Source organism: Asticcacaulis currens, assembly GCF_028550395.1.
Lineage (GTDB): Bacteria > Pseudomonadota > Alphaproteobacteria > Caulobacterales > Caulobacteraceae > Asticcacaulis > Asticcacaulis currens.
In genome coordinates this window covers 226,901-253,052 of record NZ_JAQQKW010000003.1, presented here as the reverse complement: position 1 = coordinate 253,052, position 26,152 = coordinate 226,901, and the positions used below count along the sequence as shown (strand labels likewise).

General features: G+C 62.7%; 27 protein-coding genes. 8 read left to right on the top strand and 19 right to left on the bottom strand.

Features of this window, described 5'->3' with window-relative positions; genetic code table 11:
• Positions 1-453 carry a DUF4442 domain-containing protein gene (locus PQU94_RS06585; protein WP_272740673.1) on the bottom strand — a complete coding sequence of 151 codons (453 nt, stop codon included), beginning with the start codon at positions 451-453 and terminating at the stop codon, positions 1-3.
• 81 nt (positions 454-534) lie between these two features.
• Between PQU94_RS06585 and PQU94_RS06580 the strand changes: the two genes are divergently transcribed.
• From PQU94_RS06580 to PQU94_RS06565, 4 genes are all read left to right on the top strand, one after another.
• On the top strand, positions 535-1,425 hold the full coding sequence (locus tag PQU94_RS06580; protein ID WP_272740672.1) for a 2-dehydropantoate 2-reductase: 891 nt from the start codon (positions 535-537) through the stop codon (positions 1,423-1,425).
• 30 nt (positions 1,426-1,455) lie between these two features.
• Positions 1,456-2,442, top strand: coding sequence for a bile acid:sodium symporter family protein (locus tag PQU94_RS06575; protein WP_272740671.1), 987 nt, complete (start codon positions 1,456-1,458; stop codon positions 2,440-2,442).
• 100 nt (positions 2,443-2,542) lie between these two features.
• Positions 2,543-2,968: a CBS domain-containing protein gene (locus PQU94_RS06570; RefSeq protein WP_272740670.1), complete on the top strand. Its 426-nt coding sequence runs from the start codon at positions 2,543-2,545 to the stop codon at positions 2,966-2,968.
• A complete protein-coding gene (locus PQU94_RS06565; protein WP_272740669.1) occupies positions 2,968-3,291 on the top strand; it encodes a hypothetical protein in 324 nt (107 codons plus the stop codon). Before PQU94_RS06570 ends, PQU94_RS06565 begins: the two co-directional genes overlap by 1 nt.
• Positions 3,292-3,300: 9 nt before the next feature.
• On the opposite strand, the gene dgcA is transcribed toward PQU94_RS06565, so the two are convergent.
• From dgcA to PQU94_RS06485, 16 genes are all read right to left on the bottom strand, one after another.
• On the bottom strand, positions 3,301-4,260 hold the full coding sequence (gene dgcA / locus PQU94_RS06560; RefSeq protein ID WP_272740668.1) for an N-acetyl-D-Glu racemase DgcA: 960 nt from the start codon (positions 4,258-4,260) through the stop codon (positions 3,301-3,303).
• On the bottom strand, positions 4,260-6,986 hold the full coding sequence (locus PQU94_RS06555; RefSeq protein ID WP_272740667.1) for a coiled-coil domain-containing protein: 2,727 nt from the start codon (positions 6,984-6,986) through the stop codon (positions 4,260-4,262). Before PQU94_RS06555 ends, dgcA begins: the two co-directional genes overlap by 1 nt.
• A 277-nt stretch (positions 6,987-7,263) precedes the next feature.
• Positions 7,264-7,944, bottom strand: a complete 681-nt coding sequence (locus tag PQU94_RS06550; RefSeq protein ID WP_272740666.1) for a hypothetical protein — start codon at positions 7,942-7,944, stop codon at positions 7,264-7,266.
• Between the two features lie 339 nt (positions 7,945-8,283).
• Complete coding sequence (locus tag PQU94_RS06545) at positions 8,284-8,820, bottom strand: hypothetical protein (protein WP_272740665.1); 537 nt, start codon at positions 8,818-8,820, stop codon at positions 8,284-8,286.
• Between the two features lie 79 nt (positions 8,821-8,899).
• Positions 8,900-9,547, bottom strand: coding sequence for a bifunctional phosphoribosyl-AMP cyclohydrolase/phosphoribosyl-ATP diphosphatase HisIE (hisIE, locus tag PQU94_RS06540; RefSeq protein WP_272740664.1), 648 nt, complete (start codon positions 9,545-9,547; stop codon positions 8,900-8,902).
• Between the two features lie 142 nt (positions 9,548-9,689).
• On the bottom strand, positions 9,690-10,511 hold the full coding sequence (gene hisF / locus PQU94_RS06535) for an imidazole glycerol phosphate synthase subunit HisF (protein WP_272740663.1): 822 nt from the start codon (positions 10,509-10,511) through the stop codon (positions 9,690-9,692).
• 56 nt (positions 10,512-10,567) lie between these two features.
• Positions 10,568-11,299, bottom strand: a complete 732-nt coding sequence (gene hisA / locus PQU94_RS06530) for a 1-(5-phosphoribosyl)-5-[(5-phosphoribosylamino)methylideneamino]imidazole-4-carboxamide isomerase (protein ID WP_272740662.1) — start codon at positions 11,297-11,299, stop codon at positions 10,568-10,570.
• Positions 11,300-11,456: 157 nt separating this feature from the next.
• Positions 11,457-12,065 carry an imidazole glycerol phosphate synthase subunit HisH gene (gene hisH / locus PQU94_RS06525; RefSeq protein ID WP_272740661.1) on the bottom strand — a complete coding sequence of 203 codons (609 nt, stop codon included), beginning with the start codon at positions 12,063-12,065 and terminating at the stop codon, positions 11,457-11,459.
• A 42-nt stretch (positions 12,066-12,107) separates the two neighbouring features.
• On the bottom strand, positions 12,108-13,610 hold the full coding sequence (gene hisB, locus PQU94_RS06520) for an imidazoleglycerol-phosphate dehydratase HisB (RefSeq protein WP_272740660.1): 1,503 nt from the start codon (positions 13,608-13,610) through the stop codon (positions 12,108-12,110).
• A gap of 3 nt (positions 13,611-13,613) precedes the next feature.
• Entirely contained in the window at positions 13,614-14,912 is a 1,299-nt protein-coding gene (gene hisD / locus PQU94_RS06515; protein WP_272740659.1) for a histidinol dehydrogenase, read from the bottom strand.
• Between the two features lie 54 nt (positions 14,913-14,966).
• The gene (gene hisG / locus PQU94_RS06510) at positions 14,967-15,854 is read right to left on the bottom strand and encodes an ATP phosphoribosyltransferase (RefSeq protein WP_272740658.1); all 888 of its coding nucleotides are present in this window, start codon (positions 15,852-15,854) and stop codon (positions 14,967-14,969) included.
• A 6-nt stretch (positions 15,855-15,860) separates the two neighbouring features.
• Positions 15,861-16,181, bottom strand: a complete 321-nt coding sequence (locus PQU94_RS06505; RefSeq protein ID WP_272740657.1) for a YerC/YecD family TrpR-related protein — start codon at positions 16,179-16,181, stop codon at positions 15,861-15,863.
• 506 nt (positions 16,182-16,687) lie between these two features.
• Entirely contained in the window at positions 16,688-17,926 is a 1,239-nt protein-coding gene (locus PQU94_RS06500; protein ID WP_272740656.1) for an Hsp70 family protein, read from the bottom strand.
• 612 nt (positions 17,927-18,538) lie between these two features.
• Positions 18,539-19,231 carry a TPM domain-containing protein gene (locus PQU94_RS06495; protein WP_272740655.1) on the bottom strand — a complete coding sequence of 231 codons (693 nt, stop codon included), beginning with the start codon at positions 19,229-19,231 and terminating at the stop codon, positions 18,539-18,541.
• Between the two features lie 14 nt (positions 19,232-19,245).
• Positions 19,246-20,055, bottom strand: a complete 810-nt coding sequence (locus PQU94_RS06490; RefSeq protein WP_272740654.1) for a TPM domain-containing protein — start codon at positions 20,053-20,055, stop codon at positions 19,246-19,248.
• Positions 20,056-20,078: 23 nt separating this feature from the next.
• The gene (locus PQU94_RS06485; protein ID WP_272740653.1) at positions 20,079-20,705 is read right to left on the bottom strand and encodes a LemA family protein; all 627 of its coding nucleotides are present in this window, start codon (positions 20,703-20,705) and stop codon (positions 20,079-20,081) included.
• Between the two features lie 177 nt (positions 20,706-20,882).
• Between PQU94_RS06485 and PQU94_RS06480 the strand changes: the two genes are divergently transcribed.
• Positions 20,883-22,136, top strand: a complete 1,254-nt coding sequence (locus PQU94_RS06480; protein ID WP_272740652.1) for an SEL1-like repeat protein — start codon at positions 20,883-20,885, stop codon at positions 22,134-22,136.
• A complete protein-coding gene (locus PQU94_RS06475; RefSeq protein ID WP_272740651.1) occupies positions 22,133-22,672 on the top strand; it encodes a CPBP family glutamic-type intramembrane protease in 540 nt (179 codons plus the stop codon). The genes PQU94_RS06480 and PQU94_RS06475 overlap by 4 nt, the downstream gene beginning before the upstream one ends.
• 176 nt (positions 22,673-22,848) lie before the next feature.
• Here the strand turns inward: PQU94_RS06475 and PQU94_RS06470 are convergent, their stop codons facing one another.
• Together PQU94_RS06470 and PQU94_RS06465 are read right to left on the bottom strand one after the other, a co-directional pair.
• Positions 22,849-23,358: a GNAT family N-acetyltransferase gene (locus PQU94_RS06470; RefSeq protein WP_272740650.1), complete on the bottom strand. Its 510-nt coding sequence runs from the start codon at positions 23,356-23,358 to the stop codon at positions 22,849-22,851.
• A 167-nt stretch (positions 23,359-23,525) separates the two neighbouring features.
• Entirely contained in the window at positions 23,526-24,008 is a 483-nt protein-coding gene (locus PQU94_RS06465) for a GNAT family N-acetyltransferase (RefSeq protein ID WP_272740649.1), read from the bottom strand.
• 114 nt (positions 24,009-24,122) lie between these two features.
• Between PQU94_RS06465 and PQU94_RS06460 the strand changes: the two genes are divergently transcribed.
• Positions 24,123-24,929 carry a hypothetical protein gene (locus PQU94_RS06460; RefSeq protein ID WP_272740648.1) on the top strand — a complete coding sequence of 269 codons (807 nt, stop codon included), beginning with the start codon at positions 24,123-24,125 and terminating at the stop codon, positions 24,927-24,929.
• Between the two features lie 3 nt (positions 24,930-24,932).
• On the top strand, positions 24,933-25,859 hold the full coding sequence (locus PQU94_RS06455) for an alpha/beta hydrolase (RefSeq protein ID WP_272740647.1): 927 nt from the start codon (positions 24,933-24,935) through the stop codon (positions 25,857-25,859).
• The last annotated feature ends 293 nt before the right edge of the window (positions 25,860-26,152 follow it).

The following is a 26,152-nucleotide window of genomic DNA, read 5'->3' as shown; positions in this document are numbered from 1 at the left end:
CTATTTCGGAGGCTTTTTCCTCACATACAGCGTCTTGTGCACGCGCGCCACCACCACGCCGGCGTCGTCCACCACATCAACCTCAAATTCCGGCTCCAGCTTGGGCTGGCTGTCGGCATCGGCGCGGATTCGCGCGATTTCTTCCAGGGCAATGCGGAAAATGGCCGTGACCCGCCCGCGGCCGGGCTTGAGGAAGTCGATGCGCGCTGCCTTGTCCCAGACGATATAGCCGCGCCCCAGATGCGTCATTAGAATGGCCATAAAGAACGGGTCGCACATCATATAAAGCGAGCCGCCGAACTGCGTGCCGACCACATTGCGGTTCCACCAGCGCAGCTTCATCTGCACCTCGATCTCGGTGAAATCAGAATTGGTGCGCACGACGCGGATGCCCGCCCCGATAAACGGCGGATAATAGTTGATCAGCTTGAAACGTTTGGCAAAGTCGGTCATCACACACCCCGCAGAAGAAGTTTACGTTATCGTCAAATTGTCAGCGACGATAGCGTCACGCTGGGGAAGGATATTCAAAAAATGGCGAACATTGTCATCATCGGGCCCGGCGCGGTCGGTCTGAGCGTCGGGGCGGCCCTGATCGACGCCGGTCATCAGGTGGTGTTTGCCGCCCGGCAGGCCTTCGCGCCGCTTAAGGTCGCCAAAGCCGGTGAGATGGCGCCGCGCCGCCGGGCAACCGTGGTGACGGCGCCAGAGGCGCTTACGCCCCCCGATTGGGTGCTGTTGTGCGTCAAGGCGCATCAGGTCGAAGGGGCAAAGGCGTGGCTCGACGCCACGGTCGGGCCGCACACCCGCGTCGCCATCCTGCAAAACGGCGTCGAGCACCGTGAGCGGGTAACGCCGGTGGTTCCCGTAGGGACTGTGCTGGTGCCGGTGGTGGTGGATATTCCGGCAGGACGCTCGGCACCGGGTGTGGCCGAGTGGCGGGGGCGGGCGGGCTTGCTGACCGCCGATACGCCGGAAGGGCAGGCCTTCTGCGGCCTGTTTACGGGCAGCTTTGTCACGGCGTGCCCGACGCCTGACTATGTGAGCGAAAACTGGAAGAAACTGTGCGTCAACGCGCCGGGCGGGGCCATACTGGCCTTGACCGGACAAACCATGCAGGTCTTCCATCAGCCGGGTATTGCCGAAATCGCGCGCGCCATCCTGTCCGAATGTGTGGCCGTGGGGCGGGCCGAAGGGGCGGACCTGCCCGACGATCTGATTGAGGCCCAAATGGCACGGTTTATGGCCGCTGCGCCCGACGACACCAATTCAATGTACGACGATCGCGCCGCCGGACGCGAAACCGAATGGGACGCGCGCAACGCCGTCATCGCGCGCAAAGGGCGTGCGCACGGCATCCCGACACCGGTCAGCGACCTGATCGTGCCGCTGCTGGCGGCGCAAAAGGTGGGCGTGCCGGCTTGATTATCGGCCCAAAGACGCCGACAAGGGGGCATGACCGATGCTCCTGCTTTTACGCTCCGTAACCTGATCAAGACCTTCGATCCCTACATCCTGGCCCTGCTGGGCATGGTGGGGCTGGCCTCCGTCCTGCCGGTGCGGGGCGACAGCGCTGTGGTCGCTGGCTGGGTCAAGGACGCGGCCATTGTGCTGCTGTTCTTCCTGCACGGGGCCAAGCTGTCGCGCGAAGCCATCTTCGCCGGGCTGATGGCGTGGAAGGTGCATCTGGTGGTGTTTCTGACCACCTTTGCCGTGTTTCCGCTGCTGGGGCTGGGGGTGCAGGTGGCGCTGAAACCGGTGATGGACCCGATGATCCTGTCGGGCGTGCTGTTCCTCTGCCTGCTGCCTTCGACCGTGCAGTCGTCCATCGCCTTCACGGCCATAGCGGGTGGCAATGTCGCCGCGGCGGTGTGCAGCGCCTCCCTGTCCAATATTCTGGGGATTGTGATTACGCCGCTGCTGGTCGCGCTGCTGATGAATGCGACGGGAGGGGGCGTGTCGTTTGACTCGATCTTGGATATCGCCCTGCAACTGCTGCTGCCCTTTGTAGTCGGGCACCTGATGCGGCCGTGGCTGAAAGGCTATCTCGACCGGCACAAGATGCTTGTAGGGCGGGTCGATCGCGGGTCGATCCTGCTGGTCGTCTATACGGCCTTTTCCGCATCGGTGGTCGAAGGCCTGTGGTCGAAGGTGGGACTCGGCGATCTGGGCCTGATCTTCGTCATCGGGGCCGGGCTTCTGGCCATTGTCATGGGCGGCACCTGGTGGGTTTCCGGGCGCATGGGCCTGTCGCACGAAGACCGCGTGGTGGTGCTGTTCTGCGGATCGAAGAAGTCGCTGGCCTCAGGCGTGCCGATGGCCGGGACCCTGTTCCCCCCTGCCGTACTGGGGCCGATCCTGTTGCCGATCATGCTATTCCATCAGTTGCAACTGATAGTCTGCGCCTTTCTGGCTCCGCGGCTTAAGATCAAAAATCCCTAAATCGCCGTTTTGTCCGAACCTTAGCTCAGTCCATAGCCGCCACGGCGAGACCTTATGCGGTCACGCCTATCCTCTGGGTTCAACGCCAAAGGAGAGGACCATGCTGATCAAGGACGTCATGTGCCGGGACATCAAGATTATCCGCCCGGATACCCCGCTGGCCGTCGCGGCGCGACTGATGCGCGATTGCGACTGCGGCTACCTGCCCGTGGGCGAAGACGACCGGCTGAAAGGGGCCGTCACCGACCGCGACATCGTGGTGCGCGGTCTGGCCGAAGGGCTGAACCCCGACGCGCCGGTGTCCGAAGTGATGACCGATCGGATCGTCTATTGCATGGACAGCGACCATGTCGAAGTCGCCGCGCGCCACATGAAGGCCGAGCAGATCCGCCGCCTCGCCGTGCTCGACACCAACCGTCGTATCGTCGGCGTCGTGTCCATAGGCGATATTGCTCGTGTCACCGAAGACCGCGACCTGACCGGCAGCATCGAAAACGCCGTCGCCGAAGATACGGTGGCCGCCTGATGCCCATTCGTGACGATCTCATCCGCGACGATACCTCGACTGCCCCGACGCGCGACAATATTCTGGCCCTGCTCGACGACCTGATCGACACGGTGAACAATACTCTGCGCGTCGTCACCTACGAGCAGCTCAAACCGGCGTTGCTGGGCTATCTGGAGGCCCACCCGGCAGGGGGTGAGCGCAACAGGCAGCACGCGGCCGACATTCGACGCCTGATCGACGAGATCGGCGACACCTCGATTCACTCCGAACGCTGGACGGCGCACGCCGGGGAATTGCGCTACGCGGTCAATGAGTATCTGCGCGAAGAAGACCGAGCTTAACCCCCCAATCTACCCCCACAGCGCCGGTTCGGGCGGTTCTAGCATCGAACCGGTGATCTTCAGGCCGTGCTCGCGGTCTTTGGCCAGCAACAGCGGCCCGTCGAGATCGACAAAGTCGGCTCCCTGCGCCACGATCATGGCCGGAGCCATGCTGAGCGAGGTGGCGACCATGCAGCCGACCATGATCCTCAGCCCCTTATCCTTGGCCGCCCGTTTCAGCGCCAGAGCCTCGGTCAGGCCGCCCGTCTTGTCGAGCTTGATATTCACCGCATCATAGAGGCGCGCGCAGCGATCCAGTTCGGCGCGCGTATGCAGACTTTCGTCGGCGCACAGCGGGACAGGGCATTTATAGCCTTCCAGTGCGTCGTCCTCGCCCGCCTTCAAAGGCTGTTCGATCAGCACGACGCCGAGGCGTTTCAGTTCGGGGGCCAGCGCCTTGAGGCTATCCCGCGTCAGGCCTTCATTGGCATCGACGATCAGGCGCGTTTTGGGGGCATTGCGCCGCACGGCCTCTACGCGCGCCAGATCATCCGGTCCGCCGATCTTGAGTTTCAGCAGCGGGCGGCGGGCATTGGCGGCGGCCTGCGCCCCCATGGCTTCGGGCGTATCGAGGCTCAGCGTATAGGCGGTCTTCAGCGGGCTGAAACTACGCAAACCCGCCGCCTTCCAGGCGGGAACCCCCGACGCCTTAGCGCGCAAATCCCACAGGGCGCAATCGAGCGCATTGGCTGCAGCCCCCGTCAAGGCGGGTGTTTGCCCGGCTTCGATGGCGGGGCGCGCGGCGTCAAGCGCGGCCAGCGCACCTTCGACCGTTTCGCCATAGCGGGCATAGGGCACCGCCTCGCCGTGGCCCCTGTACGCGCCATCCGTCACCTCGACATAGATGATGTGCGCTTCGGTCTTGGAGCCGCGGGCTATGGTGAAGCGCCCGGCTATGGGCCAGGCTTCGGAGCGACAGGTCAGAAGCATCAGATAAGGTCGCTGATGGCGGCGTCGAACAGAAGATAGGTGCGCCCCGTCGGCGTGGCCAGTATCTCTGTCAGGGCGCTGCGCGGATCACGGGTGAGCAGGGCGATATTGATTTGGCGGTCGTAAAAGGTAACGAAATCCTGCGCCTGATCGCGCAGGGTCGCGTCAGTCGTCAGGCGACGGCTGAGGCGGCGGATGGCCGCCGGGGCAATACGGCGCAACACCAGACGCGCGCCTTCGTTATCGTCGGCGACGATGGCGGCGATGATTTCTTCGAGGCGCGAGCGGTTGAGCAGGGCCTGCGCATCGACGCCCATCGAGGCGACTTCGGCAATCATCAGATCGTCGAGATTGTCCGGCGCATTGTCGGTCACCACGGGATTCGGTGCGGGCTCAGGCTTGGGGGCGGCGGGCGCGGGACGCGGCGCAGGTTCACGGCCTTCCATGCCGTTGAGGAGGTCGCGCCACGACAGGCCGCTCCCGGGGCGTTGTGCGGTGCGCGTCGAGGCCGCGGGCGTGAGGGGGCGCGGTGCATCCAGAGGCGCTTCCAGCGGGTCGAGACCGCGTTGCGCACGCTCAGGCCGTTCGGTGCGGGCGGGCGTCGGGCGGGGTTCGGCGGCGCGGGGGCTCAGGCTATCGCGCGGGCGCTCGAAGCGTTCGACATAGGGGTTGGGGGCGGGCGGTGGCGTGGGCAGGGGCTGAGACGAAATGACGCCCATCAGGCGCACCGCTTCCGTCAGCATGTCGTAATTGCGCTTGACCCGCTCCTGAAACGCCTGATCGACGCTTTCGGTTTCCAGCGCCGCCTTGCGCGCCGCTTCGGTCATGGCCAGCAGGCCGTCTTCGACCGCACGGCGGATTTCCTCCAGACGCGACTTGGCCTGGAGCGGCAATTCATCAGCGCGCGCCGACATGTCGCTCAGGGCCATTTCGACCTGCTTAATGCCGTCCCGCGCATGACCGAAGGCAGTGTCGAGACGTTCGGCCGCGGTCAGGCCGGCTTCGTCGATCAGGGCCGCGGAATCCTCGATCAGGCGGCGGGCCGAATTGAAGCGCGCATCGAAGGCTTCGTCGGCCTTCTTGCCCGCCTCAAACAGGGATTCGTTGAGGCGATCGACGCGGACCTGCGCCGTCTGGGCGGCATCGGCGGCGGCGCGGCGCGCGTCTTCGGCGGCGATATTGAGCTGTTCCAGCGCACGACGCGTCTCGTTGATCAACTCATCGCGCGCATCGGCGGCCATGACCGAGATGTTGGACAGGGTCGAATGGATGCGCGTTTCAAACGCCGTGCGCTCGTTTTCGGCGCCATTGAGCACCTGTCGGAACTGCTCTTGGGCGTGTAGCACCAGATCGCGCAGGATATCGACGCCGCGTGACGAGCTTTCGCCCAGCTCGATCGTGGCGGTGCGCGTCACACTGAGCGCTTCGGACAACTGAGCGCGCTGGTTTTCCAGATGGACGGCGAAATCTTCCTGATCGGCGCGCAGTGACAGGGCGGCGGAGACGAGGCCGGCCCGCTGCTGACCCAGACCTTCTTCGACGCTGCGGATTTGATCGGCGACGCCGGCCCCGGCGGTTTCCAGACGCAGGGTCTGACGATCAAGGTCTTCGGCGACGGTACGCGCCGTATTCTGCGTATCGGCGGCCACGGCGGCGAGGTCGGCGGCGCGTGCCGCCAGTGCGGCCTCGGCTTCGCGCAACTGCGTCTGTGCCAGATCGGAGGCATCGGCGACCATACGCGCCTGACGGTCCACGGCATCAATCACGCCGCGCGCCTGCACATCCAGTTGCGCCCCCATATCCATTGCCGCCTGACGTTCAATGGACAGGGCTCCGGTGATGGTCTGGGTCGATTGGCGCGCCTGCTCAGCGGCCGCAAGCATGGACTCCGTTTCGCCTTTCAGGCGCAGGCTGAGGTCATTGAGGTCGTTATGGGCGACGCGCACGGCGCGCACCGCCTGTTCGACCTGCTGACGCAGTGACTCGACCAGCGCCGTCGTCTGGGTGGCGGCAATGGCCGCCGGGGCGACCATGGCATCGGCCAGCGCGGCGGTGCGGCGGGCTTCGCGCGATAGGGCGGCCGCGTGGCGCAAGGCAAAGGCCGTGGCGACGATCAGGCCGATGGGGAACAGGGCCAGCGCGCCCAGAATAACGATGCGGAAGGGCTGAAGCGTGAAGGCGGAAATCTGGGTTTCGGCCCCCAGCACGAAGGCCGTCAGGCACAGGGCCCAGCCGAGGCTGATCACCGTCACGCCGCCCCAGAAGGGCACGGGCGATCCGCCCGACAGTTTCATAATGCCGTCGGACTGGACCTCGACCGGGCTGACCGGTGCGGTGGCTGGCGCCGTCTTGCGCGGCGAGGTCAGGGCTGAAGGGGTCTCGTTGCGCGAGGGCGGTGGCAAGGAGGCAGCCGGGGCGTCCGCGATTTCCGCCGCCAGTGCCTGCGGTGCCTGTGCCTCCGGTGCCGGAGGGGTGTCGGCGTGGTCGAGCGGCATGTCCAATATGTCCGCTACCGGCAGGGCGTCCGGTTCAAACAAGGCGGTGTCGTCCGCTTCGGCGTCACTCATGGCCGTCGCCTCTGCCGCAGTTGAGGCCGGAATGTCGAGATCATCTGCACCGTCTGCCTCCGGGGCCGTCTCTTCGTCGAATAACGGGCGCAGTCTGGATTTGCGGCCGCGCGTCTCGGAAGACGAGAGGTTTAGAGGGGGACGAATGCGAGATTTCATAGAATACTGTCCTGCGCCAGGGTCTTTACCACCGGAAAGCCGGGTTCTCCCGTAAGGGGAAACGCTAGCCGCAGATCATTGATAAGGCAAATGGTTTAGAGTCTGTTCCGAAAAAGGGGGAACTGCTTATGGGGCTGAACAGGCGACAAATCCGTGGCGCCGCTTCCGGAAAAGCGGAAATCTGTACTTCGCGGTCAAATGACGAGCCGTCAGACGCAAGTGTGAGTCAGCACGGCGTTTCACCGACCGGATGCAGTCAGGATCTGTGGCCCCTGTATTATTGCGCGACGATGGTGCGCAGGCGCGTGGGTGAGGGTACGCCATGGCTATCGGGGCAGGGCCCGCTGAGTTTCGCCTCACTGGCCTTGCGTGCCGCCTTGACGGCTTTAACAGCTTTGGCGGTGTCGATGACCACACTGACATCGTCGGCGCGAACCGCCACTTCAAAGGCACCGGCGTGTTCGGCCGCGCGAAGGCCGCTTTCGACTTCGCTGGCGATACGCGCCTGATCCTCCGCACTCATTTGCGCGATATGCAGTCGGATGGCAGGCACAAGCGGCAGGGGCGGCAGCGCCAGCGAAGGCGGTGCGGCAGGTGCTACGGGCGCAACCGGCGACAGAGCGACCTGGGGTTCGGAATGGGTGGCGCGGACCTGCACGACCTGAGCCGTAACCGCCGGTTCGCCCGTTTTGGGCGTGGCTTTGACCGCAACCACGGCCGGGGCCGCCTTGGCCGAAGAGACCTTCTCATCCGTAGAGGCCGCGTCGGCGACCGGTTGCGTCATCGGAGCGGCTTGAGTCGTCGGAGAAGGAGACGGGTTGGAGGTGGGCGCGGCCTGGGGTTGGCTGACGGGGCCAGGCTTGGGCTGTTCCGGCGCGGCCCCGGCACCAAAATGCAGGAAGGCGGCGGAAACAAGGGCCGTGATAAAGCCGATGATGATGTCAAACAGCGCCGACATGATGGATGCGCGTCCAGAATTTCCCCGCCGGTCTGCCCCGGCCAGCCTTACGCTTTACAAAAATCAGCACCCTATGTGCGGTTCATTCCGACCCTGGCAGGGTTGACGGACGCCATAAGCGCCCCGCACGCACAGCAGAACTGTGACAACCATTGCCGCAAATCGGTCGCGATTGCAACCAGTACCTTGTTAAACAGGGTATGGGGCGCCCCTTTTATACGTAACTGTGGCCCCTTATCCTCATGCCGAGCCATTATGGCAATACTGGGTCAGGATCGAGCCGCGCGATTGCGGGCTGTTGAAATGCCCCTTGAAGTGGCATTTTCGTCACTCGGCACCTCAGTCGCCCCCGCCGCCATCTCCACCGCCATCCCCTGAATCGGCGCTGCTGTGGGCATCAGAACCAGACGAGTCGCTGGTGTGACCGCTTTTGTGCGACGGTGAGGTCGCCAGAAAGGGGCTCACGCCCGAATCAACCTCACCGTAACCCGTCGCGTGACGCGGCTTTGCGGTCTTATCGCCCGACCCTGAGGGTAACAGTCCCAGAAGTATCAGGCCCCCGAATACGATGCCATTGGCCCCGATCAGGGCTAGCGTGCTGAGTTGGCTCGGTATGGGCAACAGGCCCGCCACCGGTGAGGCGAACAGGGCATAGATGGGGGTGACGATCAGCAGGGCCTGCCACAGCCAGCCTTCGGGCTTACCCGCATCGCACAAGCGCGCGCGGGCGGCCAAGATCACGCCCGCCGCCATCAGCGCCACCTGAAGCCAGCCCAGCCATGGCGCGTCAATGTCCATAAAACGGCGCGCGATATCCGGCGCACACAAAAGCGCGGCAAGGGCAAGCAGGATAAGGGCAAAGGCAGGGCGACGCATGTGCAGGCTCGGATCGGCGTTATCCTACCCGTTCTAACACCAAGCGAGCACTTGTCGAATCCGAAAACGCGGAAAGGACTTACCGCCCTGCGTGGCGCTCACGCAGGATGTCCAGCACGGCCTCCAGCGTTGTTTCGCGCGCCATCAGCAGCACCGACAGATGATAGAGCAGGTCGGCGGCTTCGTTATGCAGTTCGTCGAGGTCACCGCAGCGCCCGGCCAGAGCGGTTTCAAGCCCTTCTTCGCCCACCTTCTGGGCGATCTTGGCGACACCCTTCTGCATCAGGCGGGCGGTGTAGCTGTCGGCCGGCGGGGCCTTGGCGCGGTCCTTCACGACGGCGGCCAAATGGCCCATAAAACCGATACCGGGCGCCGTCTCATGCCCGAAGCACGAGGTGGTCTTGGTGTGGCAGGTCGGACCGACGGGACGGGCCAGCACCAGCAGCGCGTCCTCGTCGCAATCGGTGGTCACGTTGACCAGATTAAGGAAGTCGCCCGACGTCTCACCCTTGCGCCAGCGGCCATTTTTGGAGCGCGAGAAGAAGGTCACCTGACGATCGGTCAAGGTCTCGCTCAGGGCGGCGCGGTCCATATAGCCCAGCATCAGCACCTGAAGCGTGTCGGCGTCCTGCACAATGGCGGGGATCAGGCCGTCGCCCTTGGTGAAATCGAGAGCGTCGATATCGGCCAGCGTCAGGGGATTGGGCAGTGTGTGAGCTTCGGGCATAAAATTTCCTCGTGAACAATGTCTCTCGGCTATGCCTCGATACGTTTTCACGTTTTATCAGATTGAGAAGAAATCTCTCGGGGCGGCCCTGCGAGATTTTTTCGCTTTATTTCCGCCCAATCTGCGATTGGACGGGCGCGAACTATATCCTAACCGCGATTCCCGCCTTTTGCAGATCGCGTTTGAGGTCGGGAATATGGATGATCTTCTTGTGGAAGACGCTGGCCGCCAGAGCGCCCGAGACGTCGGCCTGATCGAAAACCTCGGTAAAGTGTTCCGGTGCACCGGCCCCGCCAGAGGCCACCAGCGGAATGTCGATCAGGTCGCGCACCAGTCGCAACTGCCGAATGTCGTACCCCTTGCGCACGCCGTCCTGATTCATGCAGTTGAGCACGATTTCACCGGCCCCGCGCTCGGCCGCTTCGACTACCCAGTCGAGCGTGCGACGCCCGGCGGCGCGGATTTTATCCGGATCACCGGAATACTGATGGACGTAATAGTCGCTATTCAAAGCGGGCTGCCCCTCTGTATCCGAAAACCGGTTCCCACTTTTCGGGAGGGGCAGTTCACGACTATCCACCCCCACCACCACGCACTGCGACCCGGCCATTTCGGCCAGTTCGTTGATCAGGTCCGGGCGTTCCAGTGCGGGTGAATTGATCGATACCTTGTCGGCCCCGGAATTGAGGCACTTCACGGCTTGCTCCGCCGAACGGATGCCGCCAGCTACGCAGAAGGGGATATCGAGCGCGCGGGCAATGTCGCGCACCCAGTTGTAATCCACCGTGCGCCCTTCGGAAGAGGCGGTGATGTCGTACAGCACCAGCTCATCGGCGCCTTCGTCGCGGTAGCGCAGCGCCATATCGACGGCGTCGCCCAGCACTTCGTGGCCAACAAACTGCACGCCCTTGACGACCTTGCCGTCCTTGACGTCGAGACAGGGGATGATGCGTCTGGCTAACATATGAGGGCTTTCCCAAAAGTGTGAAGCGGTTTTGGGCTAAAAGCCCGACTAAAAAGCTATCCCACGTTCAGCGCGGCTTTGAGATCGATCAGGCCCTCATAGATGGCCTTACCCACAATGGCGCCGTGTACGCCGAGCGCCTTGAGATCATAAAGGTCTTCGACCGAGCGCACGCCGCCCGACGCCTGAATGTCGAGGTCCGGGCGTTTCTGTCTCAGGGCGCGCATCAGGTCCATGTTCGGGCCCATCAACATGCCGTCGCGCGACACGTCGGTGACGAGGATGCGCTGCGCCACGCCGACCGGATATTCATCGAGCACCTTCCACAGCGAGATCCCCGACCCTTCGGTCCAGCCGTGCAGGGCGGCGTCGAAGTCACCGTCCTTGGTGGGTAGAACGTCCAGAGCCAGCGTGATACGCTCCTTGCCGAAGTCGCGCAGCCAGCCGCGCACCTCCTTGGGGTCTTTCACAGCGGCAGAGCCGACCACGACGGCGGAGACGCCCTGATCGAGCAGGGTCTGCACATGGGCACGCGACCGCACCCCGCCGCCGGTCTGGATCTTGGCGCGCGAGGCCTGCGCGAGCCGCCCGATCAGTTCGTGCTGCTGCGGTGAGCCAGCGCGCGCCCCGTCGAGATCGACAATATGCACCCATTCCGCGAACTCTTCATTGAACAGTGCGAGACGCTTGAACGGGTCGGAGTCGTACCTGGTGACGGCATCAAACCGGCCCTGCGCGAGGCGGACACATTCACCGTTGATAAGGTCGATAGCGGGGTAGAGGATCATGCCGTAACTCCGGCGCAGCGTAAAAGGGAAGAACTGCCACCACCGCATCTCAGGTCTGCGCCCTTCGTGCGGCGTTTTTTACCTCCCCACCCTGGGGTGGAGAGGGGGACCATTTGCGCAGCAAATGGGGGTCGGGGCGGGGTGAGTGTTGCAGGTATCAAAGTGTCAGAAAGTTTTCGAGTATCTTCGCGCCGGCGGTCGAGGAGCGTTCGGGGTGGAACTGACAGCCCCAGACATTCCCCTTGCGCACCATGGCCGCGAACGGCGCACCATAGGTCGATTGCGCCAGTGTATGGTCGGTGACCGGGCAGACGAAACTATGTACGAAATAGGCGTAGTCACCCGCGTTCAAACCCGCCGTTAGCGGGTCTTCACGCACGGCCTGAAGCTGGTTCCAACCCATGTGCGGCACGACCAGAGGTTTAGGGGCTTCCATCTTCACGACTCGGCCCGGAATGAGGCCGAGGCACTCGACATTGCCCTCTTCGGAGCTGTCGAACAGCAGTTGCTGCCCCAGACAGACTCCCATCAGCGGCTGGGTCAGGCCCCGGATCGTGTCATAAAGGCCAAGCTCATGGATGCGGCTCATGACGAAGCCTGCCGCGCCTACGCCGGGCAGCACCACGCGCGGGGCGGCCCTGATTTCGGACGCGTCCGACGACAGCACGGCCTCAGCGCCCAGACGCTCCAGCGCGAACAGCACCGAGGCGGTATTGGCGCAGCCTAATTCAATGACAACGACTTTAGCGGTAGAGGGATCAGTCATAACGCGTTCCAAAACTTACGGGTCCAGGGTCTGTGACCCTGGTCATGCCAACATGCCTTTTGTTGACGGCAGGGCGTCGCCTTCGATGCGGGTCGCCATGCGCAGGGCACGTCCCAGCGCCTTGAAGCAGGCTTCGACCTTGTGGTGGTCGTTTTCGCCCTCGACCTCGACATGGATAGAGGCCCCCAGGGCTTCGGACAGCGAACGGAAGGCGTGGCCGGTCATTTCGGTCGGATAGTCGCCGATGTGAGTGGCTTCGAACTCGCCTTTGAACACGCAGAAGGCGCGGCCGGAAATGTCGATCGACACCTTCGCTTCGGTTTCATCCATGGGCAGGACAAAGCCGAAGCGCGCCATGCCGACGCGGTCGCCCAGCGCCTGTTTCAAAGCCTGACCAAAGGCCAGCATACAGTCTTCGATGGTGTGGTGGCCGTCGATTTCCAGATCACCCTGACACGACAGTTGCAGCGAGAAGCCGCCATGCGTTGCCACCTGATCCAGCATGTGATCGAAGAAGCCGATGCCGGTGTGAATCTTGACCGGCTTGGGCGTATCGAGATCGACCAGCGCCGAAATCTTCGTTTCCTTGGTATCACGCAGCACCTCACCGCGCCGCGCCGGGCGTCCGGCTTCGATAGTGACACCGAGCGCCGCCAGAATGCGGTCATTGTGCGCCTTGTCGCCCAGCGCCATGATCAGGCCCTCATAGGCGTTCTTGGCCGTAACGCCAAATTTCTTCAGGTGGGTCTGGGTGCGGATCAAGTCCTTCGGCTTGATAAACACAAAGGGGCCGTCATTGACGTGAAACTGCACCACAGCGGATGCCTGTTCCAGCGCGTCGCGCATCCGGGCCTGTTCGCCACGAATCAGGTCGATGCGGGCCTGCACGCTTAAGGCGCGCGACGGGGCCAGAGCGGCTTCGGCGGCGCGGATCGACGGCGTGGGCAGCGGCACCGGTTCACAGAAGCGCATCAGACCGTTCAGTGTCTTGGCTGAGGAGATCAGCGCGCCGACACGTGCGCCCGACAGCCCATACAGGAAGGACAGGCTTTTCAGAACGACCACGTTCGATTCCGATTTGGTCAGCTCAATCAGGCTCTGGGCGTCGCAGACGTCGAAATAGCTCTCATCAATAACCAGCAGGGCGGGGAAGATTTCAACCGCCAGGGTGCGCGCCGCGATCAGATCCCACGCCTTGCCGTCCGGCATGGCGGGGTTGTCGATGACGTACATACCCGCGCCCTTCAGCGTCATCAGCGGCTTGGTCGCCTGTTTCAGCGTCAGGCCATAGGCGTCGGCCAGGCTTTGCAGGTGGTACTGCCGCTCCGAATAACAGGGCTCGGTGAAGACTGCCTCATAGCCATTGACCTTCAGCCGGCGCATCAGGATTTCGGTGGCGTGCGACGCGCCGCGCGTGACCATGAGCTGATAGGGCTCGACGCCATAAAGCTCGGCCATGCGCTCACGCAGCGGCTCCAGCGAGGGCGGCGAGGCTTCGAGGCCGGAGCCTTGGGCATTGAGGGCGGTGAAGGGAGACGCGAACATGGGTTAAACCTCCAGCCGAAAATCTGCCGCCAGCGCGTGTGCTTCGAGGCCTTCCAGACGCGCCAGACGCGCGGCGGCGGGCGCAATGGTCGCCGCGCCCTGTTTGGTGGCGCGCTGCACCACAAAGCTGGTCAGGAAGGAGCGGATGGTGATACCGTCCCACGCCCGTGCTGCGCCATCGGTCGGCAGGACGTGGCTGGGACCCGCCGCATAGTCGCCAAAGGTTTCGGCGGCATAGGTCCCGGCGAACACGGTGCCGGCGGCGGTCAGTTGCGGGATCAGGGCGTCGAGATCGGCCACCTGAAGCGCCAGGTGTTCCGGGCCGTAAAGATTGGCGACTTCGGCTGCGGCCTCAAGGCTATCGACGACAAACAGGCGCGCCTGCTCCAGCGAGGCGCGGGCAATGGCGGCGCGCGGCAGGGTCGCCAGTTGCGCCTCAAGCTCTGCGGCGACGTCAGCGATCAGATTAGCCTCCAGCGTCACCAGCACCACCTGCGCATCGGCGTCGTGTTCGGCCTGCGACAAAAGGTCGGCGGCGATCAGCTTCGCATTGGCCGAGGCGTCGGCAATGACCATCAGCTCCGAAGGCCCGGCAGGCATGTCGATGGCGATGCCGGAGATGCGCTCGGTGGCGTAACGTTTAGCCTCTGCGACGTACTTGTTGCCCGGCCCGAACAGCTTGTCCGCCGCCGGGACGTCGCGCAGCGCGCCCAAAGCCATGGCGGCGATGGCGTGCGCCCCGCCGACGCGCCACACGGCCTCAAGACCAGCAGCGGCCCCGGCGGCGATCATCATGGGGTGCAGCGAGCCGTCCTTGGCCGGTGGCGTAACACAGACTCTGTTGGGCACACCGGCGACCAGAGCGGGCACGGCGGTCATGATCAGGGTCGAAAACAGCGGCGCGGTGCCACCCGGCACATAGAGGCCTGCGGTCGAGATGGGGCGATAGACGCGCTGAAGCGACAGGCCTTGCGATGGCGCGATGACCGGCCCGGCGGACGGCAGCTCAGCGGCGTGGAAGGCGCGCACATGTTCGACCGCCAGCTCCATGGCTTCGATGTCTTCGGCACTCAGATTGGCGCGCGCCTCATCGACCAGACCGCGCGTCAGCTCAACGCGCACGGGGGAGTGACCGTCGAGCCGCGTCGCCCAGTCCGTGACGGCGGCAAACCCACGCGCTTCGACGTCGTCGAAAATGGTCTTCACCGTTTCGAGCACGCGGGCGTCCCGCCGGTTTTCCGGACGGGACAACGCCGTCCTGCGCTCAGAAGCACTGAGATCGTTCCAGATAAAGGTCTTCATGGTGCATACCCGCCTGCGGTGCCGCAGGCCTAACTAAAAGGGTGTCCGCGACACCTACTTCATCATTTTTTCGATCGGCAGGACGAGGATCGCCGAGGCGCCCGCCGCCTTGAGCTTGTCCAGCGTGTCCCAGAAGACATTTTCCTGACACACAGCGTGGACCGCCACCGTGTCTTCGCGTCCGGCCAAAGGCATGATGGTCGGGGCGTCGGCACCGGGGATCAGCTCGATAATCTCGTTCAGGTGTTCACGTGGCGCGTTGAGCATCACATATTTGGCCCCGTTCGACGCCGTGACGCCATCGAAACGGCGCAGCAGCATGTCATAGACGTGCGCCAGATCAACGGGCGGCGCGTGCGGTGCCTTGATCAGCACGGCTTCGGAGGCCAGCACCAGATCGACGGCCTTCATGCCATTGGCTTCCAGCGTCGCGCCGGTGGAAACAAGGTCGCAGATGGCGTGGGCGATCTTCATACGCGGGGCCACCTCGACCGCGCCGCGCATTTCAACGATGGTGGCGCTGACGCCCCGGTCCTTCAGCCATTTGCCCAGAATATTCGGGTAGGAGGTGGCGATGCGCTTGCCTTCGAGGCTTTGGGGGCCCTCATAGGTGACGCTGTCCGGCACGGCGATCTTCAGCGTGCACTTGCCGAAGCCGAGGCGCATGACGATGCGCTCCTCGAGGTCATCTTCCGGAAAGTGCTCGGCCAGCACGTTGTAACCGACAATCCCCAGTTCGGCGACGCCATCGGCGACAAAGGTCGGGATGTCGTCGTCGCGCACGCGCAGGAGGTCGATGGGCTGGTTCTCGATGCGATACAGGAGCTCATTGGCGCCCTTCATGACGCGCAGGCCCGCGCCGGAAATCAGCTCCAGCGAACGGTCGGCCAGACGGCCGGATTTCTGAACGGCGATACGCAGTCTGAGGGTTTCGGAAGGCATAGGACTTTAGTGACTTTCTTGTTTCAATCGGTCGATCACCAGCCGGTAGCCCTTGTGCGGCATATCGCGCAGGAAGCGCGCCACACGGGTGACGGTGGTGGTCGATGCCCCGGTCCGTTCCGAGATGTCCCGGTAGGAGAGGGCGTTTTCATCCAGCAGACGCGCGACCTTAAAGCGTTCGGCAAAGGCCCGGATCTCTGACGGTGTACACAGGTCGTCGAGAAAGGCGCGCACCTCTTCGGGCGTTTTGAGCGTCAGAAGGGCGCGGACCAGCTCCGCCTCATCAGCGGCGAAGGATTGCGGGGTCTTGGCGGGCTTGTCAGTCATGTGTGTTACTGTGTTAGCGCGTTAATACAGAAGCCGGGGGAGGATGGCAAGGCCTCAAACCCTGAAACCTGAAATTTATGGCCGTGACTCAATGCCGTATCGGAGAAGGTCTGTAAAGCAGCGCACCGGAACGGGTTTTGGCTCTATTCACGCGCATTGACAGAGGATCGTGCTTAGTTAAACTCCACTCATGGCTGAATTTTCGAAATCCAAACCCTTGTAGGATCAGGAGCGTCCAACGCCTAAAATTCGAGGGGCATGATTTCTGTTCAAGTGGGGACCGTTTGGCTTCTGGTGGCCGATCACTTGGCAGGGTTATCTGCTGACTCTGGGGAAAGTACTTTGCATCGGTGGCGGTGTCGGCACAGGTGTCGCATTGATCGAACGCGGCTTCGAATGGGGCAAATACATCGCCTCAGGCAGTGTGATTGTGTTCTTGATACTCTTTGTCTTTAGTATCCGCAAAACTCCCATGGCCTGAACAGGCTGCGCAATTTAAGCTTCAATCACGTTGTAAAGGCCACCCTTGCCGCCAGACCCAGACCCGACGCCACCGTTGAAAAGCGGTCCCCGTAATTGATGTTGGCAGCCGGGAAGGCAGCCTGCATAGCGGCCTCAAAGCCCGGCATGGCGGTCGAACCGCCGGTCATGAACAGGGTATGGATGGCGTCCGGCTTAAGGTCCGCCTTTTCCACACACAGCAAGGCGGTGGCCACCACCTTGGCCACTTCGCGCGCCGTGGCCGTGATCAGCGTCTCGCGCGTCACGTCTGACACCCAGCCGGCTTCGATATCGTCATAGTCGATGTGCGTGACCTCATCGGCCGACAAAGCGATCTTGGCCGCTTCGATGCGGCTGGCGATGGCGTGGCCCATGCGGTCTTCCAGCACCTTGATCAGGCGCTGCGTCAGGTCGCGGCGTTCGGCCAGATGGTGCAGTTCGCGCACACTGTGCATGACCTTTTGCGTGTAGAGAAAGTTGATGAGGTGCCAAGTCGAAAGCTGATGATAGGTCAGGCCCGGCATGTCGAGCCCGCTTTTCAGCTTCGACTTCCAGCCCATATCGACCATGGCCGTATCCATGCTGAGCAGGCGGTCAAAGTCGGTGCCGCCGATATGCACGCCCGTATTGGCCAGAATATCCGAATGGTCGGGCGACAGGCTGAGGACCGAAAAGTCCGACGTGCCGCCGCCGATATCGACCACCAGCACGGTTTCGCGCGCGCTGAGGCGGCTGGCGTAATCGCGGGCGGCGGCCAGAGGTTCGTATTCGAAGCGGATGGTCCTGAAGCCTTGCGCCTCGGCAATGCCGCGCAGCTCGTTTTCGGCGCGCTGATCGGCCTCCGCATCGTCATCGACAAAGTGCACGGGACGGCCCAGCACCACGTCTTCGATGCGCTCACCGGCGTGGCGTTCGGCGGCCTGTTTCACGTGCGCGATGTAGAGGCCAATGATCTCACGGAAGTTTTTGCGCTTGGTGCCGACCTGAGTGGTCTCAGTGATCAGATGGCTGCCTAGCACGGATTTCAGGGCGCGCATCAGGCGGCCTTCATAGCCATCGAGATATTCGGCAATCGCCTTGCGCCCAAAGCTGAGGTGGTCTTCTTCGGTATTGAAGAAGAGGGCCGAGGGCAGGGTGACGGCATCGCCTTCAACGGGGACAAGCTGCACCTGATCGCCGCGCCCGACGCTGACCGCCGAATTGGAGGTGCCGAAGTCTATACCGCAATAGGGACGCAAAGACATGGGAGGTTCCGCCAGAGACACACAAAAGGGCGGCGGTGTGTACACGGGATCAGTGAGGAAGGCCAGTCGCATATTCGCCTCTTCACTCCTCCCTTATGCCAAAGGCATGGGGAGGTGGCGACAAACGAAGTGAGTTGACGGAGGGGATGGCTCGAACGATCGGCGACTGAGCTTTGGCTTGCCTGTGGCGCCGTCCCCCTCCGTCAGCCCGGCGGGCTGCCACCTCCCCATTGTTTCGCAACAGGGAGGAGAGAGAGCGACGATGTGAAAATCGCTTTGCTGGGTTTCGGAAACAGGATTACCTTTTCAGTCCGAAGGGGGATTAATCATGCAAGAGCCAGCACCTTTGTGGGAGCGCCGTGAGCAAACGCATGATGACTCATGGTTTCATTCGGTCAAATATCCCTTAGCGGGGGTGTTGTATCCGGTTCGATTGCAAGGCTTGCTCCTGTTAGTCCTCGAGGGTTTGCTGCTTTTCTTTGTGTTTGGCGATCCAGCGAATCTTCAGGCGAAGCTGGAGTAGCCGTGGCGTGACTGGCTCGTGTGGTCGGAGGTGGCACTAATCGTGATAGGATTTGCTGTCGCCATAGTGAAAACACGCTGGCGCTGGGGTTAAATCTCGATCAGCACGTCTGGAGATTCGTTAGTGTTCTCAGCACCCGGCGGGAAGTGCGTGCTCAGCACCACGCCGCAACGTTCGACGGCGGCCTCAAACCCGGTCGTCAAGTCGCCCTTTTTGATATGGCTGACCAGAGCGGCGACCGTGGCGTTCCATTCGCTCTTGTCCACGCGCGAATAGATGCCCTCATCTGCAATCACATCGACAAAGCGTTCCTCAAGCGCGCAGAAGATCATCACGCCGGTATGGGCTTTGGTCAGGTGCAGGCCGCGCGCCAGAAACTGCTCCAGCGCCTTTTTATGGGCGCGGCGGCGGGTGATAAAGCGCGGCGTCAGCCACAGCGTCACCTTCGGCACGCTGACCAGCAGATAGACGGCGGCAAACAGGATAAGCTGCGTCAGGGCGTAGAAGATGATGGCTTCGGCGGCCAGCAATTCGCCCGTGACATTTGGCGCATTCCACCCGGCAAGGGCGCTTAAGACCGGCCCCAGCCAGTCGTGCGGCCAAATGCCTAAGCCCAAAAAGATCAGCGGGAGGATAAAGGCCGAAGCCGCCGCCCACATCAGCGGCGTTTCCGGATAGTCGAGCGCCGTTTTCTTGATGACGCAGGTGATTTCACCGGCCGTCTGCGTTTCGGTGCGGGCTATGGCGGCATTGATGCGGGCGTGGTCGATGTTCAAAGGCATGTCCGTCTTTCCCTCTACCAGCTACCCGACGAACCACCGCCGCCGAAGCTGCCGCCGCCCCCGCTGAAGCCACCACCCCCGCCGCCGCCGCTCCAGCCGCCGCCACCGCCGCCGCGCAGCAGGGCCTCAAGGATGAAGAAGGGCAGCCAGCCGCGCCCGAAGATCAGCAGGAACAGCACCACAACGATGATGATCCACACCGGGAAGCGTTCGCCCTTGTGGACCGGCTGATGCTCGATCTGACGCGCCTTTTCGATGGCGGTGCCGCGATCGGCCGAAAGCTGGGCGATGATCTCGTCCGTGCCCTTGACGATACCGGTCGGGTAATCGCCGTCGCGGAAGGCCGGCAGGATAGCATTCTGAATGATCAGCGATGAGTAGGCGTCGGTAATGACCGGTTCGAGGCCGTAACCGACCTCGATACGAACCTTGCGCTCATTAGGCGCAACGATCAGCAGGACGCCGTTGTTCTTGAACTGGCCGCCCGCTTCGGACTCGGCGCCCGGTGTGGCGCGGGCCTCTTTCTGACCGATGCCCCAGGCGCGGCCCAACTGATAGCCGTAATCGGCGATGTCATAGCCCTGAAGGCTGCTGACCGTGACGACGACCACCTGATCCGTGGTGGCGTTTTCGAGGCCCGCCAGCTTGGCGGTCAGGTCTGCCTCGACTTCGGGGGTCAGAAGCTCAGCCTGATCGACGACGCGCCCGGTCAGCTTGGGGAAGTCCGGCGCAGCGAAGGCCGCGGAGGCCCACAGGGCCAGACAGACAAGTATAAAGGCCGTCCATGCGGTCCTGATCCGCAGGGCGGAGGCGGGGAGAGACATGGGACGGCCTTCCGTTCAGGCGTTTACTTGGAGGCTTCGGCGTTATTTAGCCCCGAAAAGTCCACCTTCGGGGCCTTGTCGGCACCCGGCGCGGCCTTGAAATACTCCATCGGCTTGGAGCCGGAATGGATGGTCGAGGCCAGGATATTCTGCGGGAAGGAGCGCAGGGTGGTGTTGTAGGTCTGGGCCGCGGCATTGAAATCGCGGCGCGCGATAGAGATGCGGTTTTCCGCGCCTTCAAGCTGCGACATCAGGGTCGTGAAGTTCTGCTGGCTCTTGAGGTCCGGATAACGTTCCACCACGACCATCAGACGGCCGAGCGCAGAAGACATGCCGTCTTGCGCCTGCTGGAACTGCTGGAACTTGGCCGGGTCGGTTAGGGTCGAGGCATCGACAGTAACGCTGGTGGCCTTCGCGCGCGCCTCAACCACTTCGGTCAGGGTGCCGCGTTCGGCAATAGCCGCGCCCTGCACGGTCGAGACGAGGTTCGGCACCAGATCATTGCGGCGCTGATAGGCGTCCTGCACGTCGGAGAAGGCACGTTTGGCGTTTTCTTCCTGGGTGGGGATGCGGTTTACGTCGCAGGCCGTCAGGCTTACGGCGGCGGCCGCGACGGCAAACAGACCCAGAATACGCTTCAGCTTGATCACGAGGGTAGCTCCCTTAAAGCCCGGTGTGTAGGCTCTACACATAGGCGAAATTGGGCGCTTGCAAAAGGGGGACAAGGTTACCTTTTGTTAAGCTGAGACCCTAATCGGATCGGACTGGATTTTCCGGCGCAGGTTTGGCACAAGGGAGAGGTGTTATCGTTCCGGGGGGAGCCTCCTATGTCTCTGAAAATCTTCTGTTCCGCGCTGTTGATTGCGGGTGGCCTGTTCGTGGGCGATGCGGCGCTGGCCGCTCAGGCCTTTGATAAGCCCGCGCCGACAGCCTTCTCCGATAAGCCGTTTGAGACCGTAAAGGACGCCGCCGAAAAGGGTGACCCGGTGGCGATGTACGCGCTGGGCCTGCTCTATTTCACGGGCAAGGGGGTGGAGCGCAACTGGACCGAGGCCTTCACATGGGCGCAAAAAGCCGCTGAGGCCGGGATGGCCGAAGCGCAGTTCCGCACCGCCTTCTACTACGACGGCGGCTATGGCGTCGCCGAAGACAATGCCAAGGCCATCGAATGGTATAAAAAGGCCGCCGCGCAGGGTCATGCCGGGGCGCACGCGCAACTGGGCAATATTGCGGTGCTGGGCCTGCATGGTGAAAAGGTCGATTTCGCGGCCGCCTATGAGCATTATCGCACGGCGGCGGACAAGGGTGACGCCGACGCCATGTACGATCTGGGGATCATGTACGAATATGGCGAAGGCCGCGACAAGAGCGATGCCGAGGCGCTGAAATGGTATCAGCAGGCGGCCGCCAAGGATCAGGCCGGCGCGGCCTATAAGGTTTTTGTCTTTTACGATGAGGGACGCGGAGGCCTGAGCAAGCACGCGGCCAAAAGCCGGGAATGGCTGATCAAGGCAGCGAAATTGGGCGATGACAACGCGCAGTACGAACTGGGTGACGTCTATTATTACGGTAAGGACGTCGAACCGGACCTGGCCGAGGCCTTCAAATGGTTCGGCCTCTCGGCCATGCAGGACAATGCGCAGGCGCAATACAGCCTTGGTTACATGTACTTTGCCGGCGAGTTCCTCGAAGCCGATAATGATCAGGCCTATAAGTGGTTCCGCAAGGCGGCGGATCAGGACGATAGCAATGCGCAGTACTATGTCGGCTACATGTTCCTCAAAGGGTTGTCGGTAAAGACCTCTTATTCGGATGCCAAAAGCTGGTTTGAAAAGGCGGCGTTGAAGGGGCATGGATCGGCCATGCTGCAACTGGGGATTATGGCAGAAAACGCCATGGGTATGGCGCAGGATCGCGGCAGCGCCTTCGCGTGGTACAGCCTGTCGGCCGAGAAAAAGAATGAAGAGGCGAAAGAGAAGCTCAAGGCACTGGAGGGGCAGATGACCGGGGCCGATAAGAGCAAGGGCAAGGCGCTACTGGCCGTGCACAAGGCGGCGCAGGAGGCCGAGGCGAACAAATGACGCCTTTGCGCCTGATCCGCGAGCGGGTAACGGGCGCCGGGCGCAGCCTGATCGTCTGGCCGTCGCCGAAGGACTGGGCGTGGTGCGCGGGGGTGTCGGCGGCGGTGACGCTGACCGTGGCGGTGATCGGCTTCGGCAGCGGTATATTACGGGTCGCGTCGCCTCAGGCGGGTTTACTGGGGTTGTGGTTCAGTGTGATGCTGGTTCCGGCATTCAGCGAAGAACTGGCTTTTCGCGGTCTGATGATCCCGGCGCAGGCGGAGACGAGGCGGCCCGTCCTGTGGATCGGCATGGCCACGCTGATCTTCGTACTGTGGCACGTGTTTGAGGCGTTGGTGTTGTTGCCGGGCGCGGGCTTCTTTTTGCAGCCGGCCTTTTTGCTCAATGCCTGGCTGATCGGGCTGGGGTGCGCGCTGATGCGCTGGCGTACCGGGTCGTTATGGCCGGCGGTGCTGCTGCACGGGGCGCTGGTCTTCGTTTGGAAGGCTTGGCTGGGCGGGCCGTCGCTGGAGGCGCTGACGCGGGCGGGCTCTTAGCGCTATTTTTTTGGGAACTGCTGGCATTATTGAAGGAAGACACCCTACCACCCCGCCCTGCCGGCACGGTCCCCCTCCCCGCCAAAGGCAGGGAAGTATAAAGGGGGCGTTGCGGGGTTTGGGGCCAGTTGGCCCCAGAACCTGAACCCCGGAATCTGAAATCCAGAATTCTGACCCTACGATGTTACCGCGGTATCAAGGCTTTTGCGCATGACGTAGTTGGTCAGGTCATAGCCGCCGACGCGGGTGGGTTCTTCGTGATCGAAGGTGAAGCCGGACTTCAGCGAAAAGCCGATACCGTGGTCGTGGTCCTTGGGGACGATCAGTGACAGGGTGCGGGTGTCTTCGAAATGGCCGAGGGCGGCCTGCATCAGGGCCTTACCGATGCCGCAGCCGCGGTAGTCCTCGAGGACATAGACCTTATGGACGCTGACGTGATCGGCTTCGGCAGCGGCGGACAGGAAACCCACGGGCTTGCCGTTGACTTCGGCGACCCAATAGATATGGCCGCGGTCGTCCATATCTTCTTCCAGCGTGTCTAGATCGAAAAGAGCGCTGATAATGGCGTCCATCTGCACGGGTGAGACGACGTTGCGGTAGAGGCGCGGCCAGATCAGCATGGCCAGATCGCGCACGATAAACAGCTCGTCCGTGCGAATGCGGCGGATTTTCGGGGGGTTCGGCATCTGTGACCTCCGTTTCCTGGGCAGCGGCTCGCGTCGTACCACCCGAACAGGGCGCCTTTAGGTCTTCCCTGTGTCCATTCCTCCATGCTGGCGATGTACGCCTGTGGACAAGGTGCCATGAAATTCACGGCATGTGAAATATTATTTCAGGGCGTGTTCGGATCGGATCAGAGCGCCTTGCGCATAACATGGTCCGTGAAGTCGAACGGCCCCATGCGCACGGGGACCGTGGCCTCTATCTCAAAGCCCTGCGCCTGGTAGAAGGCGATGGCCGGCGCATTACCGTCATTGACATAGAGGGCCAGTTCACGGGCGTCGGGAAAAGCCTTCAGGACGGTCGCGATCAGCGCCTTACCCGTGCCTTCGCCGCGGCAGGTGTGGCGCAGATAAAGCTTCTTCAGCCACAGGCGCGCACCCTCCTGATAGGCGGAGACGTAGCCGGCGTCGTGCCCATCGACCTGCGCCAGCCAGTAGCGATGGCCGCGTACCTGCATGTCGTCGCGCAGGGTGTCCAGCGCGTAGATGGCCTCGACCATCGGGCCGATGCGGTCGGGCGGCAGGATGCCCGCAAAACATTCCGGCCAGATGTCGCGCGCCAGCGCCTGTACGCGCGGCAGATCGTCGAGCGTGGCCGCAAAAATATCGGTCATTATCTGTCCTCCCTGTGTGAGCCTGTGACAAGGATAAGACCACAAAGCAAGCTTTACAGACGATTTATAATGGGGTTATCATCTTAAGGTTGCATTTATCAAGCGGGGGATGTCATGGCCGATTCCACAGTCGCTACTCAGCTTATCGAGCATGTCGGAGCCGTGATCCTGGCCACCGGCGCGGTCGGCACGGCCGCCTCGGCGCTGGTCGATGCGTCGCGCGGTCTGTTGCCCAATGGAGGCGTGTCGGCCTGCGGCTACAGGCATATCCGGGCGGTTTATGAGGCGCTGGAGCCGGCGCTGCGCGTGGCGCTGGGGCCGCAATGGGAGCCGGTGCTGCGGGGTTACTGGCTCAACGGGACGCCGCGTGATCAGCAGATTAATACGGTCATCGCCATGGTGCGTCTGGGACTGAACGACGACAACCCGCAGGCGCTTCTGGATCGTCTGCTGAATGCGGGGGCGACCCTGGCCAGAGGCGAAGGGGCCGTCGATGTCAGCAGCCTGAAAGACGCCGTCACGCTGATCCGCAATCCGCCACCGCCCCCCTCTCCGGCGGGTGGTGTAGAGGCAGCGGTGCCGCCTGTTCTCTTTGATCCGGTGAAAACGCAACAGGCCTTCGATGCACTGGGGCGGTTTGATGCGCTGGTGCGGGCGCGGCTGGAGGCGGCGTTTGAGCTGGCCGACCATGACTATCGCGCCAAGGCCCGGTTATCGGCGGCGGGGGTGTCGATCCTGCTGGCGCTGGTTTGTGGCGCAGCCTTTGCTTATGCGGACGCCACGGTGCCGGACGGCGTGGTGTGGGCGGGCGCGACCCTTCTCGGCCTGCTGGCTGTGCCTCTGGCCCCGATTGCCAAGGACCTGACCTCGGCCCTGCGGGCAGCCAGCGATGCCCTGAAAACCGTAACGAACAAGGGTTAGGCCGTGTGGTTTTTCGATGTGCGCGGCGGCCCCGATCCGGGAACAACGACGGTGGCTGATCTGAAAAGCGCCCGGCTGCATTACGTCAGCAAACCGGATGGGAAGGTGATCGAGCCCTTCGCCGCCGGGGTGCAGACCTATCCAGATGTGGCCCTTCTGTCGGCCCATGTGGCCAACCGGCGGCTGGTCTTTGTGACACACGGCTACAATGTGCGATTCCGGGATAGTTTCAACGCTCTGGCCGGGGTGCGGCAGTTCCTCAGCCTCAATGAAAGCTATCTGGTGATCGGCGTACTGTGGCCCGGCGAGTCGGCCACGCCCATCAACTATATGTGGGAGCACAAGGATGCCAGGGCGGCGGGCACGCGGCTGGCTGAATTTGTCGATACCCATTGCGGTGCGGCGGCGGAGGTGAACTTCATCTCACACAGTCTGGGGGCGCGTGTGGGACTGGAGTGCCTCAAGGCGGTCAAGCGCCCCTTCCGCGAAGTGTGTCTGACGGCCCCGGCGGTCAATGCCGACGCCTTTGCCAAGCGCTATAAGGGCGTGGAGGTTAAGGCCGAACGGATCTCCGTACTGGCCTCACGCGCGGACAAGGTGCTGATGCTGGCCTATCCGCCCGGTAATTTCGCGGCAACGGCCTTTGGGGAGATCGACGCACCGCTCACGGCCGCGTTGGGGCGAACAGGGGCCAGCCCGCGCCCGGCCAATGTCGCCAATTATCAGATCCCCTCGACCTTTCTGTGGCTCGATCCGGCGGTGGACCGTGATTTCGATCACATGGACTATTATCCGGGGCAGACGATGAAGACCTCGCCCGCCGTGGTCTTGCCCGAACCGACGGACCGCAACAATGCGCGTCCGGCACAGGCGGCGCGTTATAACCTTTGGCACCTGATGACCCATGCTCTGCCGCCCTGGCCGCGGTAGGCGAAGACAAGGCAAAAAATAAGGCGCTTGAGACCAGGGGGGAAGTCTCAAGCGCCATCTTCAGCCGGACAGTTCAGGGGGGGGGGACGTCTGACCGACTGGTAAGCTGTAGATAGGGTGCGCGGGCCGGATTGCCAGACTTTGCGGGTGAAAAAAGCCGCCCGAAGGTGCGGCAGGACGCCGCACCCTGTCATGCCAACGGCCGAAGATGCTGACCGCATCCGTCCGTTGAAAAACCGAGACTGTCTCATATGTATCAAAGACATGAGACAGGCTTGAAAGGCATACCCAGG

Coding starts and splice junctions, on each gene's coding strand:
- PQU94_RS06465 (WP_272740649.1), bottom strand. CDS start 24,008: ATGACCGATATTTTTGCGGCCACGCTCGACGATCTGCCGCGCGTACAG.
- hisIE (WP_272740664.1), bottom strand. CDS start 9,547: ATGCCCGAAGCTCACACACTGCCCAATCCCCTGACGCTGGCCGATATC.
- hisA (WP_272740662.1), bottom strand. CDS start 11,299: ATGATCCTCTACCCCGCTATCGACCTTATCAACGGTGAATGTGTCCGC.
- hisG (WP_272740658.1), bottom strand. CDS start 15,854: ATGCCTTCCGAAACCCTCAGACTGCGTATCGCCGTTCAGAAATCCGGC.
- PQU94_RS06505 (WP_272740657.1), bottom strand. CDS start 16,181: ATGACTGACAAGCCCGCCAAGACCCCGCAATCCTTCGCCGCTGATGAG.
- PQU94_RS06490 (WP_272740654.1), bottom strand. CDS start 20,055: ATGTCTCTCCCCGCCTCCGCCCTGCGGATCAGGACCGCATGGACGGCC.
- PQU94_RS06585 (WP_272740673.1), bottom strand. CDS start 453: ATGACCGACTTTGCCAAACGTTTCAAGCTGATCAACTATTATCCGCCG.
- PQU94_RS06555 (WP_272740667.1), bottom strand. CDS start 6,986: ATGAAATCTCGCATTCGTCCCCCTCTAAACCTCTCGTCTTCCGAGACG.
- PQU94_RS06580 (WP_272740672.1), top strand. CDS start 535: ATGGCGAACATTGTCATCATCGGGCCCGGCGCGGTCGGTCTGAGCGTC.
- PQU94_RS06480 (WP_272740652.1), top strand. CDS start 20,883: ATGTCTCTGAAAATCTTCTGTTCCGCGCTGTTGATTGCGGGTGGCCTG.
- PQU94_RS06570 (WP_272740670.1), top strand. CDS start 2,543: ATGCTGATCAAGGACGTCATGTGCCGGGACATCAAGATTATCCGCCCG.
- PQU94_RS06545 (WP_272740665.1), bottom strand. CDS start 8,820: ATGCGTCGCCCTGCCTTTGCCCTTATCCTGCTTGCCCTTGCCGCGCTT.
- dgcA (WP_272740668.1), bottom strand. CDS start 4,260: ATGCTTCTGACCTGTCGCTCCGAAGCCTGGCCCATAGCCGGGCGCTTC.
- hisD (WP_272740659.1), bottom strand. CDS start 14,912: ATGAAGACCTTTATCTGGAACGATCTCAGTGCTTCTGAGCGCAGGACG.
- PQU94_RS06575 (WP_272740671.1), top strand. CDS start 1,456: ATGACCGATGCTCCTGCTTTTACGCTCCGTAACCTGATCAAGACCTTC.
- PQU94_RS06495 (WP_272740655.1), bottom strand. CDS start 19,231: ATGCCTTTGAACATCGACCACGCCCGCATCAATGCCGCCATAGCCCGC.
- hisB (WP_272740660.1), bottom strand. CDS start 13,610: ATGTTCGCGTCTCCCTTCACCGCCCTCAATGCCCAAGGCTCCGGCCTC.
- PQU94_RS06565 (WP_272740669.1), top strand. CDS start 2,968: ATGCCCATTCGTGACGATCTCATCCGCGACGATACCTCGACTGCCCCG.
- PQU94_RS06475 (WP_272740651.1), top strand. CDS start 22,133: ATGACGCCTTTGCGCCTGATCCGCGAGCGGGTAACGGGCGCCGGGCGC.
- PQU94_RS06550 (WP_272740666.1), bottom strand. CDS start 7,944: ATGTCGGCGCTGTTTGACATCATCATCGGCTTTATCACGGCCCTTGTT.
- hisH (WP_272740661.1), bottom strand. CDS start 12,065: ATGACTGATCCCTCTACCGCTAAAGTCGTTGTCATTGAATTAGGCTGC.
- PQU94_RS06470 (WP_272740650.1), bottom strand. CDS start 23,358: ATGCCGAACCCCCCGAAAATCCGCCGCATTCGCACGGACGAGCTGTTT.
- PQU94_RS06500 (WP_272740656.1), bottom strand. CDS start 17,926: ATGTCTTTGCGTCCCTATTGCGGTATAGACTTCGGCACCTCCAATTCG.
- hisF (WP_272740663.1), bottom strand. CDS start 10,511: ATGTTAGCCAGACGCATCATCCCCTGTCTCGACGTCAAGGACGGCAAG.
- PQU94_RS06460 (WP_272740648.1), top strand. CDS start 24,123: ATGGCCGATTCCACAGTCGCTACTCAGCTTATCGAGCATGTCGGAGCC.